The organism is Halomonas sp. MMSF_3323, from assembly GCF_030733595.1.
Taxonomy (GTDB): Bacteria; Pseudomonadota; Gammaproteobacteria; order Pseudomonadales; family Halomonadaceae; genus Halomonas; species Halomonas litopenaei.
The window spans coordinates 59678-74998 of record NZ_JASHIT010000004.1 but is presented as its reverse complement, the minus strand read 5'-3'; the positions used below and the strand labels follow the sequence as shown (position 1 = coordinate 74998).

Genomic DNA, 15321 nt, shown 5'->3' with positions numbered 1-15321 from the left:
TACAGAAACTCCTGGCCCGCGATGCTTATCGCGGGCGTCCTGTGGGACGATGGTTCAGGACGCCGAGCCGTTCAGAAGGAATCCTTCCAGGCTCTTAGCGTGGCAAAGGTGGCGTCCGTGCTATCGGTCGACCCATGGGCTGAGGCAGCGCGCTTGACATCTTCATCATCGCAACGAAGGAAGGGATTGATGCGGCGCTCACGTTCCATCGTTGTAGGCAGCGTGGGTCGGTCCAGATCTCGTGCCTTCTGACATTCGTCGAAGGCGGTGGCAACGTCGGGGTTGCCGGGGTTGGCCGCCTTCGCAAAAGCGAGGTTAGCCAATGTATATTCGTGCGCGGAGAATACCAGTGTATCCGCCGGCAGGGAATTCAGTCGGTCGAGGGACCCCTTCATCTGCTCCGGGGTACCTTCGAACAGGCGTCCGCAGCCACCGCTGAACAGGGTGTCCCCACAGAACAGCAGCGGCGGGATGCCTGCGGTAAAGAAGGCCAGATGGTCCAGGGTGTGCCCAGGCACCGCCATCACCTCGAACAGGCGGCCCATGACGCGAAACTCGTCACCGTCACGCACGATCTCGTCGACGCCTGCGATCTCGGGGTTATCCGGCCCGATCACCCGGGGCGAATAGCGCTGGATCAGTTCGGCAACGCCGCCGGTGTGGTCATGGTGGTGATGGGTCAGCAGGATGCAGCCCAGGCTCAGCCCTTCACGTTCGAGAAAGCGCAGAACAGGCTCGGCGTCACCGGGATCCACGACGCAGACCTCTTGACTCGAATCCTGGCGCAGCAGCCAGATATAGTTGTCGCTAAAGGCTGGAATCGGTGTCACGCTTAACATGGTCGGCAGGGTCCTCGGAGCGAGCCTTGAGCGGGCAGCATCTAGCTGGGCGGCCGGCGCAGACTTCAGTAAACTTCGTTTTTTCGCCTTGCAAAATCAGACACTTTGGAGGCACAGGTCGACTATGTCAAATGCGTCGGAGCCGATGGAGCTCGCGTGCCTGGTGCGGCACGCTCGACGCTATTGGTCCAGCGACAGCGGATGCGCCGTGCGGCGTTCCGAGCGAGCCTGCCTGGGCCCGCTGGCCGAACGCTGGTGCGGCCAGCACGGTCTTGAAATGTCACTGGCCGAGCCATTGGCCGACATGAGCGCGGTGCGCCACTGGATACGGTGGTCTCCGACCAGGGAGCTGGCGGAAAGTTCCAGCACGCTGGTTTGCCGCCCTGAGCGCTTGGCACTGCCCGACGGAGCGATGGACGTGGTGGTGCTCAATCACTTGCTGGAGGTGGTGTCCCACCCCCACCAGCTTCTGCAGGAGGCCGCCCGGGTGGTCTCGCCGCAGGGGCGACTGGTGCTGCTCGGCTGGTCCCCGCTGTCATCGTCGGGCTTGATGAGGGTTCGGCCTCGCCGCCGGCGGCAGCTGCCGGGACAGGGTGTATGGCGAACGCCGCGGACGATGAAGGACTGGCTTCAGTTTGTCGACTTCGAGATCGAACGGGTAGACTACTGCCGATTTCGCCTGCCGGGGCTCGCCGGTGGCAATGGCATGCTGGAGACCCTTGGCCGGCGCCACAACCTGCCCCTGGGCGATTGTTATATCATCCAGGCTCGCTGCCGCTCGCAGCTGGCCTGTACCCAGGGAAAACGCCCACTGTTCGGCTTGCCGGTCGGTAACACCGCACTCGGCACCACCAGGCTCGAGCCCAGTGTGCGGCAGACCCCCAAGCAGAAGAAGGTAGCAATGCGTTGACCACTCCCGATTCACTCCCTGTCGTGACCATTTACACCGACGGGGGTTGCCGCGGCAATCCCGGACCCGGCGGCTGGGGAGCGCTGCTGGAAAGCGGGGATCACCGCAAGTCGCTCAAGGGCGCCGAGCGTGATACCACCAACAACCGAATGGAGCTGACCGCCGCGATAATGGCGCTGAAGACGCTCAAGCGCGAGTGTCACGTGGATCTCTGGACCGATTCCGAGTATCTGCGCAAGGGCATCACCGAATGGATCCATGGCTGGATCAAGCGTGGCTGGAAGACGGCTTCCAGGCAGCCGGTGAAGAACGCCGATCTGTGGCGCGAGCTGCATGAGCAGACACGCCGACACCAGGTCAGCTGGCATTGGGTCAAGGGGCACAGCGGCCACCCTGGAAACGAGGCCGCCGACGCCCTGGTCAACGAGGCCATCGACGAGTTGCTGGAAGGCGCCTGACGCCGTCGGCCCACACCCCACAGCCCATCCGACTTCAGGGACCCAGAATGCGACAGATTGTACTGGATACCGAGACCACCGGTATCGAGACTCGCGACGGCCACCGTCTCATCGAGATCGGCGCCGTGGAGATGATAAACCGGCGTCTGACCGGAAATTCCTACCACCAATACATCAACCCCGAGCGTGAGATCGATGCCGAGGCGATCGGTGTCCACGGCATCACCAACGAGCGGGTCGCCAATGAGCCGGTGTTCGCCGAGGTGGCGGCCGACTTCTGGGAGTTTATTCGCGGGGCCGAGCTGGTCATCCATAACGCGCCCTTCGATGTCGGCTTCATCGACCACGAATTCAAGCTGTTGAAGGCCACCCACCCCGAGCTATATGCAGGGCCCGTCAAGGATCACTGTCGTATCCTCGATACCCTGACCATGGCACGGGGACTGCACCCGGGGCAGCGCAACAGCCTCGACGCCCTTTGCAAGCGCTACGATATCGACAATGGTCACCGCGTGCTGCACGGGGCCTTGCTCGATGCCGAGATCCTGGCAGACGTCTATCTGGCGATGACCGGTGGGCAGACCGCCCTGACCCTGGATGCGGGCAACGACAGCGACCAGCAGGCGGCGGTGCCCGGCGAGCTTTCGGTGCGTCGGCTGTCATTGGAGCCGGGGCGGCTGAGCGTGGTACGCCCGACAGAGCAGGAGATGGCGGCCCATCTGGCCAAGCTCGACAAGGTGCGTGGCAAGGCAGGTGAGTGCCGCTGGGACGACCTGGACCCTGCCTACGCCGGCGCCGGCAGCGCCACGCAGGACGGTGTCTGATGCTGCATCGGGAGCTGCCAAGAGGTGTCGAGTCGGGGCGTATCATTCGCCTGTCGAAGGGCTGTATGGCGCCTGGCCTGGACAATACGCCGCTGGGGCCGGTCGAGCCCTGGGATGAGCGTGTTCAGCCGTTGTGCTGGTGGTCGGATGAGCCGGTGGGGCTGCGTCTTGAAGATAGCCCAGGCGCCGACTGGCCAGACGGCCGTAGCTGGCTGTCGAGGTTGCCCGAGTCATGGTACGGGCTGGTGTCAACGGCGCTGCAGGTGGGTGCCTGGATGGGCAATCACCGGTTTTGCGGACGTTGCGGCAGCCCTGCGAGGCGTCTGGAGCACGAGTTTGCGATGCACTGCGACAATTGCGGCCATCGCAATTATCCGCGCATCTCGCCCTGCATCATCACCCTGGTGACCCACGGGGAGTCGCTGTTGCTGGCTCGTAGCCCGCGTTTTCCACCCGGACGCTATTCCACCCTGGCAGGATTCATCGAACCGGGAGAGTCGGCGGAGCAGGCGGTGCATCGCGAGGTCCACGAGGAGGTCGGTCTGAAGCTGGGGCGGCTGCGTTATATTCGCAGTCAGGCCTGGCCTTTTCCCCACTCCCTGATGCTGGGCTATCTGGTCGAGGCGGCAAGCCGACGCATCGTGATCGACGGCCACGAGATCGAAGACGCCGCCTGGTTCTCGCCACGGCAGCTACCGCAGTTGCCGCCGCTTTATTCGATCTCGCGGGAATTGATCGAGTTGCACCTGTCCGAGGTGCGTGACGGTCGGTCCTGACGGGCAGTCGCCGGGAGGAGGAGCCACTGCCCATTTGAGCATCACTTCTCGGGAAACAGCTCGGTCAGGCGGGTCGCCAGCATGATATTGCCGGTCGCCTTGAGCTTGCCGGTCATGAAGGCTGTCATGCCGTTGATATCACCGGTCATGATGCCCTTGAGGGTGTCGCTGCTCATGCTCAGGCTGACAGAGGGATCCTCGTGCTCGCCCTGCTGGATGTCCAGTGCGCCATCGTCGATGACGACATAGTGATCCTCGGTATCGCTGAAATGGAACTGGAAGATCTCGTGCATGCCCTGGGCAGCGTCGGGATTGAAGCGAGAGCGTAGCGTATCGAGTGTCTGTGACATGAGAATTCCTTGCAGTTGTGTGAGTCGCTGTCAGGCAGCGTATTTCAAACGAATGTTTCAATCAAGGCCGGGCGCCGTTCAGGGCCTATGACCGTCAAGGTCCAGGTCTTTGCAGAATTGTGCCGGCTGACAGGGAGAGAGCGATGGAAGACTGGCTGGGTGAGATCCTGACCTTTTTTGTTCAGCTGCTGCTGGTGGCAGGGGTCGTGCTGTTGGCGCTGATCGTGCTTGCCCGGGCCAAGGGTGGCGGCAGTGTACCCAGGGAGCAACTCAGGATCGAGGACCTGGGTCAGCGTCAGCGTCAGTGGCGTGAGCGTTTGATACACGCCAGGACAGGCACAGAAAAGCGGTCTCGTCTGCGCTGGCCGTGGCGTCGGGATGCCAACCCCAGGCAGGACGAAGGCGTGGCATCGAGCGCCACCACCTGGGTGATCGATTTTCATGGAAACCTCAAGGCCAGCGGCGTGGACCGCCTGGCTCGCGAAGTGTCCTTGCTGCTTGGTGTGGCTAAGGAAGGGGACGAGGTGGTCATTCGGCTGGAGAGCCCCGGAGGCCTGGTCCACACCTATGGGCAGGGTGCGGCGGAACTGCACCGGCTCACCGAGGGGGGCCTCAAGACCACGGTCTGCGTGGACAAGGTGGCGGCCAGCGGCGGCTACCTGATGGCGTGCAACGCACACCGCATCCTGGTGGCCCCGTTTGCGGTAATCGGCTCCATCGGGGTGGTGGCCCAGATCCCGAATGTCCACCGCCTGCTCAAGCGCCATGACGTCGATGTGGAGCTGGTGACCGCCGGGCGCTACAAGCGCACGCTCACCGTGCTGGGCGAAAACACCGAGGAAGGCAGAGACAAGCTGCAGGCGGACCTCGACGCCATCCATGCCAAGTTCAAGGACTACGTCGACCAGCGCCGCTCCGGCGTGGATATCGACGCCGTGTCCACCGGCGAGGTCTGGTACGGAGAAGAGGCCGTGTCCAGAGGGTTGGCGGATGAGGTCACCACCAGCGAGGCTTATCTCAGCAAGGCGATGGAACGTGGCAAGGTGCTGAGCCTGAGGCTTGCGGCGGTGCCATCACTGGCCGAGCGTCTTGGTTTTTCCGCCTCTGGCATGGTCGAGCAGGCGCTCGACCGGGTGGAAGAGCGTGTCGATGCGTCCGGCTGGGAGCATCGGTAGGCGAAGCGTGCGTCGCGGTTCATAACATTGGATCGCAATATTGGATCGCAATACTGCCTGACCTGAGCCGCCCCAGCTCCGCCTGCCCGTGTCGTTCTGTCCATCGAGCGAGCCCGATGCCCTCCAGCGAGGGCTATCGGGTACGAAGCGCCTGACCAGAGTCTGTGGTCGCGCTTCAGTCGTCGTTGGCTGCGTTCATCTTGACGATGGCGGCGATCATGATGCTCGCGCTGTCGCCTTGCAGCGAGTAGTAGATGGTCTGGGAGGAGCGCCGAGTACTGACCAGCTCGGCTCGCCTGAGGATGGCAAGGTGCTGGGATAGGGCCGACTGGCTCAGGCTCAGGCGTTGATTGAGCTCTGTCACGGACAGCTCGTTGCCTTCAAGTAGACACAGGATTCTTAGGCGATTGTCGTTGGCGATGGCTTTCAGCAGGCCGCTCGCTCTGTCTACCACGGCATCTCCACCCTCAAGCAGGCGGCCGGCAACACGTTGTGAGCTGTTCATCAGCACTCTCCCTTGCAGCGGTGACTGACACGAATTTCACCCGTTGGACGTCGTGGCGCTAGGCGCCACCCGAGATGGACGGCAATAGGGATCGAGGTGTTGTGCATGGATGGCTTGTCATCCTCATCGAAGAGATCCGCTAGTCGGATTCGGCGTATCCGGCTCCTCGGAATAGTGTTGGTCCGGGGCGCAGGACTCCTTTCATTTGGTCGCGGATGAAAGCCGAAGCCTTTCTTTCCGTTAGTGATTAAGAAACTTCTCAATAATAGCGCATTGTTGAAGTAAACGCGTCTTAAACGCGTGTTTGTGACCGTTTCGGCAGAATTAGATAATAAGTTTTTCAAAGTGTGTCCATCGCGTTGTTTCTTGTATTTGTATTTAGCAGACTGACAATATTGTGCAATATCAGGTTTCTCTAGGTATCCTGTATGGCACATCTGGTGCCTGGATCTGCAGTTATCTGATTTTGCCCGTCTACCCGGGGTGGCATGTGGGTAAAGGGGAAGGGGGCGAGCAAGGGAGTGCTGGCAAGGCGCAGGCTTGTCTCGTATAATTTCTGCCGCCAAATTTGCACCCCACGCGGTGGCGTGAGACTTATCGCCATACGGCTCGAAATCTTGCGCCATCCGGCTTGGAATTCTGAGCCATCCGGCTCGGCCCGGTCGGTGCGATTCGCGTCAGTCGTCGTGTGCCACTGAGCAGACGATGGCGAGTCGACGGCGAAACAGCACCAGGTATTGCTTGAGCAGGCATGCCGCAGCGCCCTCCAGAGGTATCGCAGCCGGGCGTGCCTGTACCCGTATTGTGTTTGTTCCCAGGGTTCCCTCACCCCTTGCGAAAAAGGAATCATGATGTTCACTCTGTCCTTCGAACAGCGCCGTCGTCTGCTGGCGTTGATGGTCGTTTTCCATATCGTCGTTATCGCCGCCAGCAACTACCTGGTCCAGTTGCCGTTTACGGTGTTTGGCTTGCACACGACCTGGGGCGCTTTCAGCTTTCCCTTCATCTTCCTGGCCACCGATCTGACGGTACGCCTGTTCGGCAAGGGGCCGGCGCGCGCCATCGTGATGCGCGTGATGCTGCCCGCACTGGTGGTGTCGTACGTTGTCTCGGTGGTCTTCCCGCAGGGCGGCTTCGCTGGCCTTGCCGCCTTCGATGGTTTCGATCTGTTCGTCGCCCGGATCGCACTGGCCAGTTTCATGGCCTACCTGCTTGGACAATTGCTCGACGTGCAGGTCTTCGACCGGCTCCGGCGACTCAAGCACTGGTGGGTGGCGCCGGCGGCTTCGACCCTGGTCGGTAATCTGGTGGATACCGTGGCGTTCTTCTCCATCGCCTTCGAGGCTGGCCCTGACCCGTTCATGGCGCAGCATTGGCCAGAAATCGCAGCGGTCGACTACGCCATCAAGCTCGCGATCAGTCTGGTCTTTTTCCTGCCCCTGTACGGCGTGCTGCTGCGTTATCTGAGCCAGCGACTGGTGGCGGTGACCGGCAGTCAGGACGTCTGGCCGGAGCAGGTCGCTCGGGGAGAGGGACGCTGATAAGGGCCTCGATCCCCGGCGGTTGAGCCTGCTGGGCCGGTGTTACGATCTGGTTCTGCTCTGGTCCCGATCTAGCCCCGCCCTGGTTTGCTCTGGCTGTGCTTGCTGCCTGGCTCCGCGCCCCGCCTGGCACGTTCAGTACTATGCTGGTGTCGTGAAGCACGACGTTCTACCGGCTCTCTACCAACCTTCGATCGCTCAAAGGAGTGCAGCTATGACGGTTTCCCTGGAATATACGGACAGTGGTGGTCAGGGAGAGCCATTGGTCATCGTTCATGGCCTGCTGGGTAGCGCCGACAACTGGCGCTCCCATGTCAAACAGTGGTCGGGCGAGCGCCGTGTGATCGCCCTGGATCTTCGCAATCATGGCCGTTCTCCTCATGCCGAGGGTATGGACTATGCCCAGATGGCCGAGGACGTGGCAGCGGTGATGGACCGCTGCGGCGTCACCAGAGGGCACCTGCTTGGCCACTCCATGGGCGGCAAGGTGGTGATGACCCTGGCCAGGCTGCATCCTGAGCTGGTGGCGTCGCTGATCGTTGCCGATATCGCGCCGGTCGCCTATGAACACCGGCACGATAGCGTCTTCAGCGCACTGCGGCGTGTCGAGCAGGGTGAGCCCACCGACCGGCGAGAGGCCGATGCCTTGATGGCTGAGGTGATCGACGACAAGCCCACCCGCATGTTTCTGGCTACCAATCTGGTGCGCGGCGACGATCGCGTACTACGCCTAAGGGTCAATCTCGATGCGATCGAAGCCGGCTACGGCCAGATCATGGCACCGCCCGGTGGCGAAGGAAGCATCGATGTGCCGACGCTGGTGTTGCGCGGTAGTCGCTCCGACTACGTCGCCGATGACCTGCTTGAGTCGCTGCGCGCCGTCCTGCCCAGGGCCGAAGTCAAGACCCTGGACGCTGGTCACTGGCTTCACACCGAGCGGGCGCAGGAGTTTCAGGAGCAAGTGGCCGAGTTTCTGGCCTCTCTGGAAAACTAGCCACTGCAATCAAGGCGCCGGTGATTGGCCGGGGGCCTTGCCCAGGCGCCAGTGATGAGCCGGGGTCCTTGCCCAGGCGCCGGTGATTGGCCGGGGTCCATGCCCAGGCGCCAGTGATGAGCCGGGGTCCATGCCTAGGCGTCTGTGGTTTAGCCGGGGTCCTTGCCTAGGCGTCTGTGGTTTAGCCGGGGTCCATGCCCAGGCGTCTGTGGTTTAGCCGGGGTCCTTGCCCAGGCGCGAGATCGGGGTCAAGCGTTCGACGATCTTCTGGTCATGCAGATAGCGCTCCAGGCGACGATAGCGGCCGTGGTCCATGGCGCCGGGGCGCAGGCTGAGTCGGCGCCTGATGTCGGGCCAGGCCTCGGCATTGGCGGGGCTGTCCATGGTCGGCTCGAGTCGAGTCATGATCTCCCAGCTCGCGGCGGGATGGTCGATGATCCAGCGCGTGGCGTCTTCCAGTGCGTCGACGAAGGCGCGAATGGCGTCCTTCTGTGCCTGAAAGTGGTCCTGGTTGGCCACGACGACCAGGCCGTCGTGCACCGGGATACCCAGTGTCTCGGTCGGCATGGCGCGGGTAGCGATGCCGAGGTCGGCGAGCTCTCGCGGCAGGGACAGTGCCGCGCCGCCGATAAAGGCATCGATCCAGCCTTCGTTCATCGCGCGTATCACGCTGAAGTGCACGTCCTTGGCCTCGACATGGGATAGGTTCAACCCTTCGTGTTGAAGGATGGCCCTGAGCAAGACGTCTTGTCCCGAGCGCTGCGCGTAGCCGATCCGGTGATCGATCAGTCCCAGCACCGAGTCGATGTCCGCATCTTCGCGTACCAGCAGCGCCGACAGTGGCAATTCGCTCAAGGTGGCAACCCTGATGATGGGGCGCCCCTGGTCCACCAGTCGGTGCAAGGTCAGCTGGTCGGTCAGCGCCAGATCCGCCTGGGATGCCGCCACCAGCTTGGCAGGTACGTCGGGATCGGCGGGCGTCTGCAGCACGACGTTCAGTCCGCGCCGCGAGAACAGCCCCCTCTCTTGAGCCACCAGCAAGGCAGCGTGCTGGGGCCCGGGTGACCATTCCAGCACCACAGTCAGCTCGGTGACCGGCGGCGGCGCGATCGGATCGGCAGGAGCCGCTGTGGCCGACGGTGCCACCGGCATCGCGGGCGTGTCGATACCGGGTCCACCAGGCAATCCACGGTAGCGCTCGAGGATATCGCGCACCACCGTTGCTTCGGCGCTTGTGGGGGGCGTTCCGTCGACCGAAGAAGTCTCGACCTGTTGCTCCTGGGCGAGGGGAGGCGTTGCCTGTTGCTGCGCTGCGGCTTCAGCGGGCGCCTCCGGCTCGGCCAGGGCAGGGGACAACGCGCCGAGGCTTGCCAGCAGCAAGCTCAAGCCCGCAAGCCGGATTAGCCGGTGTTGCCTGGGCGACGACTTGGGCATCAACAATCTCCATGGGTCAGGCATTCGTACCAGCGCGCTAGTGTATCCAAGGGCGAGCTTCGTTCACCAGCGGCATCCATCAACATCCTGGTAATTCGAAGTGCGCTCGATGAATCACGTTACACTCGACAGATCGCGGCGTGGGGCCGGGCGTGAGACAATCACGATGAACGTTGCAAGGGATGCGCATGGATTCGATCAATAGTCTCTTTCTTCTGTGTGGAACGCTGATTGCGCTGAGTGTGCTGGCCAGTCGGCTGTCCGCTCTGGCCGGTGTGCCACTGCTGGTGCTGTTCCTGATACTCGGCATGCTGGCGGGTGAAGACGGCCTGCTGGGTATCGACTTCGACAACTACTCGCTGGCCTTTGTCATCGGCCATCTCGCCCTGGCGATGATCCTGCTGGATGGTGGCCTGAGGACACGGCTCAAGACCTTTCGTGTCGGTTTCAAACCGGCCCTGGGGCTCGCTACCGTCGGGGTCTTCATCACCAGCGGTCTGGTCGGTCTGCTGGCGATGTGGGTCTTCGATCTATCGTTGCTGCAGGGCCTGCTGGTCGGGGCCATCGTCGGTTCTACCGACGCTGCGGCGGTCTTCTCGATGCTCAGTGGCAGAGGGCTCAACCTCAATGAACGGGTCGGCGCCACCCTGGAAATCGAGTCCGGTACCAACGATCCCATGGCGATCTTTCTCACCCTGGTGCTGGTCGAGGCGCTGGTGGGGGACCTCGGTGGCCCCCTGGACATGCTGCTGTTCTTCGTTCAGCAGTTCGCCATGGCCATCGCCATCGGGCTTGGCGCGGGCTGGCTGATCGGTCGCTTGCTGCGCTATGTGGATCTTGCGCCGGGCCTATACTCACTGCTGGCCCTGGCGTTGGGGTTCTGCGTCTTTGGCTTGACCAGTGCCCTGGGGGGCAGTGGCTTCCTGGCGATTTATCTGGCCGGATTGATGATCGGCAATCAACCGGGGCGGCACCTCAACTTCATCTTGCCGGTGCATGACGGACTGGCCTGGCTAAGTCAGATCGGGCTATTTCTGGTGCTTGGCTTGCTGGTGACACCTTCGGCACTGCTGGAGGTGCTGTTGCCTGCATCGGTGGTGGCCCTGGCGCTGATCTTCGTGGCGCGTCCGTTGGCGGTGGTACTGACCCTCAAGCCGTTCTTCCATTTCCGCTGGCGCGAGGTGGGATTCATTTCCTGGGTGGGACTTCGTGGTGCGGTGCCCATCGTGCTGGCGATCTTTCCTGTCATCGGGGGCGTCGAGCAAGCCGGCCTCTACTTCAATGTGGCCTTCGCAGTGGTGTTGCTGTCGCTGTTGATCCAGGGCGGAAGCTTGCCCTGGATGGCACGCCGCATGAAGGTCATGGTGCCGGACAGTGCCACTCCCAATCATCGGGGGCCACTTGGCATCCTGCCTGAAAACGACTTCGAGATGTTCGTCTACAAGGTCGAAAATGCCGATCTCGAGGACATCCCGATTCGGCTGCTGCGCTTTCCCTCAGGTGCCTTGATCTCTGCCCTGTTCCGCCAGCACGTGATGCTGCACCCCAAGGGCAGTACACAGTTGCGCATCGACGACATCATCTGTGTCATCGGCAAGAGCGACGATCTGCCAGCATTGAACCGGCTGTTCAACGGCGATGCCAAGCATCGCCAGCAGCGCGCCTTCTTCGGCACCTTTACCCTGGATGCGGATGCCAGGATGGGCGATGTGGCCGATGCCTATGCGTTGACCCTGAGCCCCGGCGAGGCCTCGCTGACACTGGGTGAATTCATGGGACTACGCTTGGGCGGGCATCCGGTGGTAGGCGACGACGTCGACTGGCATGGCATCCACTGGGTGGTGAGCGAGATGGAAGGCAACCATATCACCCGTGTGGGTCTGCGCCTCTACTGAGGCGCAGCGTTCCAGTATCGGAAAGAATCGAGCGGAAAGCATCGAGCGGAAATAACCGGGCGGAAATTATCGAGCGGGGTCGGTCGAGAAAGCCCCTTGCAAAAATGTCCTGGAAGACCCCGTCAGGGCACCAGCAACTTGAACTGCAGCGAAAATTGGTCTTCGGGCACGGCGTAGTCGTCGGCGAAGTTGTGCTCATACAGACCACTGATCTGCAGCGGGGAGTCTCCCAGCTTTACCAGTTTGCTGAGTCGGCCACCCACGGGCAGGCTGCTCCAGTCGCTGTGCTCCCAGTCGTAGGTGATGTTCATCTCCGAAGTGCCCACTGACCAGCCCTGGCCGAGCCCGAGATTGATGATGGGCTGCAGGATGCTCAGGTTGACGTCCTCGCGATCGTCCTCACCGGCGACACTGAAGATGTTCTGGTTGAAGGCGCCATACAGGAAGGAGCCCCGCGAGGCCGCAAACCCGACCGCCGGACCCAGACCCCACTGTTCGGCGCCACGATGCTCACCGCCGGTCGGCAGAAGGGCGACCACACCGAAGCCAGAACGACCCCAGGAGTGTTCGAAGGTGGTGAGGTCGAACACCGTAGAATCGCTAAGGCCGGTGGAACCGCCGGGATCCTCGGTCAGTGAGGGCACCGTCAGGCGAAAGATGTGCTGGTGGCCCGCCAGCCGGTAGGGCAGCGCCGTTCTGAACTGGACGATGTTCTGTGAATCATTGGTGCCGTGGACTTCCGGGCTCCAGGAATTCTGTAGCTGGAAGTTCATCAGTGGCGCAGTGGGGTCGGAGGCGGCCTGTCCGAGTTCCTGCTCGGCCAGGACTCCGGGGCTGATCGCCAGTGTGCCGATCAGCAGCGCGGCACCAACGGATCTGCTGGCTAACGGAACGTTCACCCTCAGGCCATTCTGTTCGCAGAGCTCGCCGCCCCGAATCCTGACTCTTCCCTGATGCATCCCGACATTCCCCCAGCCGATGAGAGAGCCCCTGCAATGCGGGCTCGATTGCTATTTCGGCATAGTGTAGTCGGTCTTGCATGTAATATGCGTTTTTGTGCTTATCTGCCGGCGGTTAGATCGGCAGGGTCCTTGTTGCCAACCGTCCCCCGGACAAACCTGTCCCGGGATTTACCAGGCCCCCTGGTCGATCATGGCATTGGCGACGCGCCTGAATCCCGCAATGTTGGCGCCCAGCACCAGGTTGTGGGGCTCGCCGAATTCCTCTGCGGTGGACGCACAGCAGCGATGGATATTGGCCATGATCGCCTGGAGGTGGGCATCGACCTTCTCCAGCGGCCAGATCTGCATGCTGGCGTTCTGCGCCATTTCCAGTTGACTGGTGGAGACGCCGCCGGCGTTGGCCGCCTTGCCGGGGGCGTAGGCGATGCGGGCCTCCAGCAGACGGTCCACCGCCAACGGCAGGGTCGGCAGGTTGGCCCCCTCGCATAGACACTCGAGCCCATTGGCGAGCATCGCCTCGGCGTCGGCCAGGGTGACCTCGCCCTGGGTCGCGCAGGGAAAGGCGACCTGGCCAGGGATGCGCCAGACGGCGTGGCCGTCGGCGGGGTAGTCGTCCAGCGCAATGAAGCGGGCCCGGGGGTGATCCTTCAGGTAGCCCTCAAGCGAGACGCGCTCGACCTCCTTCAAGCGCTTGAGAGCCTCCAGATCGATGCCGTCCGGGTCGTGGAGGCAGCCACCGGAATCGCTGCAGGTGACCGGCAGGGCATCCAGCTGATGAAGCTTCTCGATGGTATAGATGGCGACATTGCCTGCGCCGGAGACCAGGCAGGTCTTGCCGCGCAGTTCTTCACCCCGGGCTGCCAGCATGTGCTGGGCAAAGTAGGCGGCGCCATAGCCGGTGGCCTCCTTGCGGCCCAGCGATCCGCCCCAGTCCAGCCCCTTGCCGGTAATCACCCCTTCGTGACGTCGCGTCAGTCGCTTGTACTGGCCATAGAGGTAGCCGATCTCTCTGGCGCCGACGCCGATATCGCCCGCAGGGACATCCACGGTGGGCCCAAGATGATCCACCAGTTGGGTCATGAACGCCTGGCAGAAGCGCATGATTTCCCCGTCGGAGCGTCCGCGCGGGTCGAAGTTGGCGCCGCCCTTGGCGCCACCGAGCGCGAGTCCGGTCAGAGCGTTCTTGAAGATCTGCTCGAACCCGAGAAACTTGATGATGCTGGCGTTGACGCTGGGGTGAAAGCGAAGGCCCCCCTTGTAGGGGCCGAGAGCCGAGTTGAACTGGACACGGTACCCCTTGTTGACCTGGATCTTGCCGTTGTCGTCGGTCCAGCAGACGCGAAACATCAGCTGGCGCTCGGGCTCCACCAGTCGCTCGATGATGGCGTGCTCGAGGTAGCAGGCGTCTGACTCCAGCAGGGGCCTCAGGGACGCCAGGATCTTCTCTGCAGCGGCATAGAACTCCGCCTGGGCGGGACTGGTGGCTTTCAGCCCTTCCAGAGTGTTGTGCAGGTAATCCACGGCCGCGTCTCCTTTCTTGAGGCTTCCTTCGGCGTTGTGCCGTCGCTGGCTCGTTCACTATAGGAGTGGGGCGGCTTGTCAGACAGCAGGATGCGCTTTATGGCGAATTCCAGATGCGTCTGACGTCGGCCGTAGTCAAACACCGTGACAAACGGCATCATTCAGACGATAGGGCGATGGTCGCCCAGCAGCTTTTCATGAAAAGGTCAGGCTCGATGAAACGATCCTATTTTCCCGTGGTACTGACGCTATTGCTGGCCGTCGCGCTGGGGGGCTGTGACGAGACACCCACCGGGCGTAGCCAGCTTGCCTTGGTGCCTGGCTTCGTGATGAGCGACATGGGGGGTGACGCCTTTGAGCAGATGCGAAGCCAGCTACCGCTTTCCACCGATGCCGCCATCAAGGCCGAGGTCCAATGTGTCAGCGACGCCTTGATCAAGTCGGCGCGGCTCGTCTATCCCAAGGTCGAGATGCCTGACGACTGGCAGGTGGTCGTGTTCGACAATCCCTCGCCAAATGCCTTTGCCTTGCCGGGAGGGCGCATTGGCGTGCACTCGGGGCTGTTGCAGGTCGCTCAGACGCCCGCCCAGCTGGCCGCGGTGGTCGGTCACGAGATCGCCCATGTGCTCGCCGACCACGGCAACGAGCGATTGACCCAGCAGTTGGGCATCAAGGCCGTGCTGCTGGTGGTAGGACTGATGAGCGAGGGCGACGTGGGGCAGGAACCCTTGCTCCAGGCGCTGGGCATCGGCAGCCAGCTCGGCATCGCCTTGCCGTTCAGCCGTGCCCATGAGTCCGAAGCCGACGTGATGGGGCTGGCCATCATGGCGCGCGCCGGATTCGATCCCGGCGAGAGCGTCGCCCTCTGGCGCAATATGGCATCGGTTGGCGGTGATCAACCGCCGGAGATCCTGTCCACCCATCCGGGGCATCAGTCACGTATCGAAGGGTTGCGTGCCGAGATGGTGCAGGCCAAGGAGGTTTACAGAGGCGTTTCGCCCAGCCGCTGCTAGGGCTTGTCTGAAAAGTGCCTGCGCTCGGTAATACGGCGTTAAAAATCGGATCAACATGCTCATTTACACCCCGTAAACTGCGCTTTCTCACCGATTTTTGCCTTGTCTAACCTTCGCTCGTCGA

General features: G+C 62.4%; 15 protein-coding genes. 9 read left to right on the top strand and 6 right to left on the bottom strand.

Translation table 11 applies throughout. The annotated features are described in order from the left end of the window. Nucleotides 1-71 precede the first annotated feature (71 nt). Nucleotides 72-839 (bottom strand): hydroxyacylglutathione hydrolase, encoded by a 768-nt coding sequence (gloB, locus tag RBB39_RS02915; protein WP_045993722.1) that lies wholly within the window; start codon nt 837-839, stop codon nt 72-74. 208 nt (nt 840-1047) lie between these two features. Between gloB and RBB39_RS02910 the strand changes: the two genes are divergently transcribed. Genes RBB39_RS02910 through nudC form a run of 4 tightly spaced genes read left to right on the top strand, consistent with a single transcriptional unit; the run spans nt 1048 to nt 3807 of the window. Continuing rightward, nucleotides 1048-1749: a class I SAM-dependent methyltransferase gene (locus RBB39_RS02910; protein WP_231498691.1), complete on the top strand. Its 702-nt coding sequence runs from the start codon at nt 1048-1050 to the stop codon at nt 1747-1749. Beyond that, a complete protein-coding gene (gene rnhA, locus RBB39_RS02905) occupies nt 1746-2207 on the top strand; it encodes a ribonuclease HI (RefSeq protein ID WP_045993720.1) in 462 nt (153 codons plus the stop codon). The genes RBB39_RS02910 and rnhA overlap by 4 nt, the downstream gene beginning before the upstream one ends. 47 nt (nt 2208-2254) lie before the next feature. After that, nucleotides 2255-3031, top strand: coding sequence for a DNA polymerase III subunit epsilon (gene dnaQ, locus RBB39_RS02900; RefSeq protein WP_306168766.1), 777 nt, complete (start codon nt 2255-2257; stop codon nt 3029-3031). Continuing rightward, the gene (gene nudC / locus RBB39_RS02895) at nt 3031-3807 is read left to right on the top strand and encodes an NAD(+) diphosphatase (RefSeq protein ID WP_222516780.1); all 777 of its coding nucleotides are present in this window, start codon (nt 3031-3033) and stop codon (nt 3805-3807) included. Before dnaQ ends, nudC begins: the two co-directional genes overlap by 1 nt. A 41-nt stretch (nt 3808-3848) precedes the next feature. On the opposite strand, the gene RBB39_RS02890 is transcribed toward nudC, so the two are convergent. Further along, a complete protein-coding gene (locus RBB39_RS02890; RefSeq protein ID WP_306168765.1) occupies nt 3849-4157 on the bottom strand; it encodes an SCP2 sterol-binding domain-containing protein in 309 nt (102 codons plus the stop codon). Nucleotides 4158-4300: 143 nt separating this feature from the next. On the opposite strand from RBB39_RS02890, the gene sohB reads away from it, so the two are divergent. After that, nucleotides 4301-5332 carry a protease SohB gene (sohB, locus tag RBB39_RS02885; protein ID WP_306168764.1) on the top strand — a complete coding sequence of 344 codons (1032 nt, stop codon included), beginning with the start codon at nt 4301-4303 and terminating at the stop codon, nt 5330-5332. A 175-nt stretch (nt 5333-5507) separates the two neighbouring features. Here sohB and RBB39_RS02880 read toward each other — a convergent pair whose 3' ends face one another. Further along, nucleotides 5508-5837: a metalloregulator ArsR/SmtB family transcription factor gene (locus RBB39_RS02880; RefSeq protein WP_045993715.1), complete on the bottom strand. Its 330-nt coding sequence runs from the start codon at nt 5835-5837 to the stop codon at nt 5508-5510. An 851-nt stretch (nt 5838-6688) separates the two neighbouring features. On the opposite strand from RBB39_RS02880, the gene RBB39_RS02875 reads away from it, so the two are divergent. Then, nucleotides 6689-7378 (top strand): 7-cyano-7-deazaguanine/7-aminomethyl-7-deazaguanine transporter, encoded by a 690-nt coding sequence (locus RBB39_RS02875; RefSeq protein WP_108133390.1) that lies wholly within the window; start codon nt 6689-6691, stop codon nt 7376-7378. A gap of 214 nt (nt 7379-7592) precedes the next feature. Beyond that, nucleotides 7593-8372 (top strand): alpha/beta fold hydrolase, encoded by a 780-nt coding sequence (locus RBB39_RS02870; protein ID WP_306168763.1) that lies wholly within the window; start codon nt 7593-7595, stop codon nt 8370-8372. A 213-nt stretch (nt 8373-8585) separates the two neighbouring features. On the opposite strand, the gene RBB39_RS02865 is transcribed toward RBB39_RS02870, so the two are convergent. Further along, nucleotides 8586-9806, bottom strand: coding sequence for an ABC transporter substrate-binding protein (locus RBB39_RS02865; RefSeq protein ID WP_306168762.1), 1221 nt, complete (start codon nt 9804-9806; stop codon nt 8586-8588). A 188-nt stretch (nt 9807-9994) separates the two neighbouring features. Between RBB39_RS02865 and RBB39_RS02860 the strand changes: the two genes are divergently transcribed. Beyond that, nucleotides 9995-11701 (top strand): potassium/proton antiporter, encoded by a 1707-nt coding sequence (locus RBB39_RS02860; RefSeq protein ID WP_306168761.1) that lies wholly within the window; start codon nt 9995-9997, stop codon nt 11699-11701. A 122-nt stretch (nt 11702-11823) separates the two neighbouring features. Here RBB39_RS02860 and RBB39_RS02855 read toward each other — a convergent pair whose 3' ends face one another. After that, nucleotides 11824-12660 (bottom strand): hypothetical protein, encoded by an 837-nt coding sequence (locus RBB39_RS02855; RefSeq protein ID WP_108133393.1) that lies wholly within the window; start codon nt 12658-12660, stop codon nt 11824-11826. Between the two features lie 171 nt (nt 12661-12831). Beyond that, nucleotides 12832-14184, bottom strand: coding sequence for an NADP-specific glutamate dehydrogenase (gene gdhA / locus RBB39_RS02850; protein WP_306168760.1), 1353 nt, complete (start codon nt 14182-14184; stop codon nt 12832-12834). A gap of 215 nt (nt 14185-14399) precedes the next feature. Between gdhA and RBB39_RS02845 the strand changes: the two genes are divergently transcribed. Beyond that, complete coding sequence (locus tag RBB39_RS02845) at nt 14400-15197, top strand: M48 family metallopeptidase (RefSeq protein ID WP_306168759.1); 798 nt, start codon at nt 14400-14402, stop codon at nt 15195-15197. The last annotated feature ends 124 nt before the right edge of the window (nt 15198-15321 follow it).

Bases quoted from the DNA above. Each gene is read 5' to 3' on its own strand.
- dnaQ (WP_306168766.1), top strand. From the start codon at position 2,255: ATGCGACAGATTGTACTGGATACCGAGACCACCGGTATCGAGACTCGC.
- RBB39_RS02890 (WP_306168765.1), bottom strand. From the start codon at position 4,157: ATGTCACAGACACTCGATACGCTACGCTCTCGCTTCAATCCCGACGCT.
- gloB (WP_045993722.1), bottom strand. From the start codon at position 839: ATGTTAAGCGTGACACCGATTCCAGCCTTTAGCGACAACTATATCTGG.
- RBB39_RS02870 (WP_306168763.1), top strand. From the start codon at position 7,593: ATGACGGTTTCCCTGGAATATACGGACAGTGGTGGTCAGGGAGAGCCA.
- RBB39_RS02855 (WP_108133393.1), bottom strand. From the start codon at position 12,660: ATGCATCAGGGAAGAGTCAGGATTCGGGGCGGCGAGCTCTGCGAACAG.
- sohB (WP_306168764.1), top strand. From the start codon at position 4,301: ATGGAAGACTGGCTGGGTGAGATCCTGACCTTTTTTGTTCAGCTGCTG.
- RBB39_RS02875 (WP_108133390.1), top strand. From the start codon at position 6,689: ATGTTCACTCTGTCCTTCGAACAGCGCCGTCGTCTGCTGGCGTTGATG.
- RBB39_RS02860 (WP_306168761.1), top strand. From the start codon at position 9,995: ATGGATTCGATCAATAGTCTCTTTCTTCTGTGTGGAACGCTGATTGCG.
- RBB39_RS02880 (WP_045993715.1), bottom strand. From the start codon at position 5,837: ATGAACAGCTCACAACGTGTTGCCGGCCGCCTGCTTGAGGGTGGAGAT.
- RBB39_RS02865 (WP_306168762.1), bottom strand. From the start codon at position 9,806: ATGCCCAAGTCGTCGCCCAGGCAACACCGGCTAATCCGGCTTGCGGGC.
- nudC (WP_222516780.1), top strand. From the start codon at position 3,031: ATGCTGCATCGGGAGCTGCCAAGAGGTGTCGAGTCGGGGCGTATCATT.
- RBB39_RS02845 (WP_306168759.1), top strand. From the start codon at position 14,400: ATGAAACGATCCTATTTTCCCGTGGTACTGACGCTATTGCTGGCCGTC.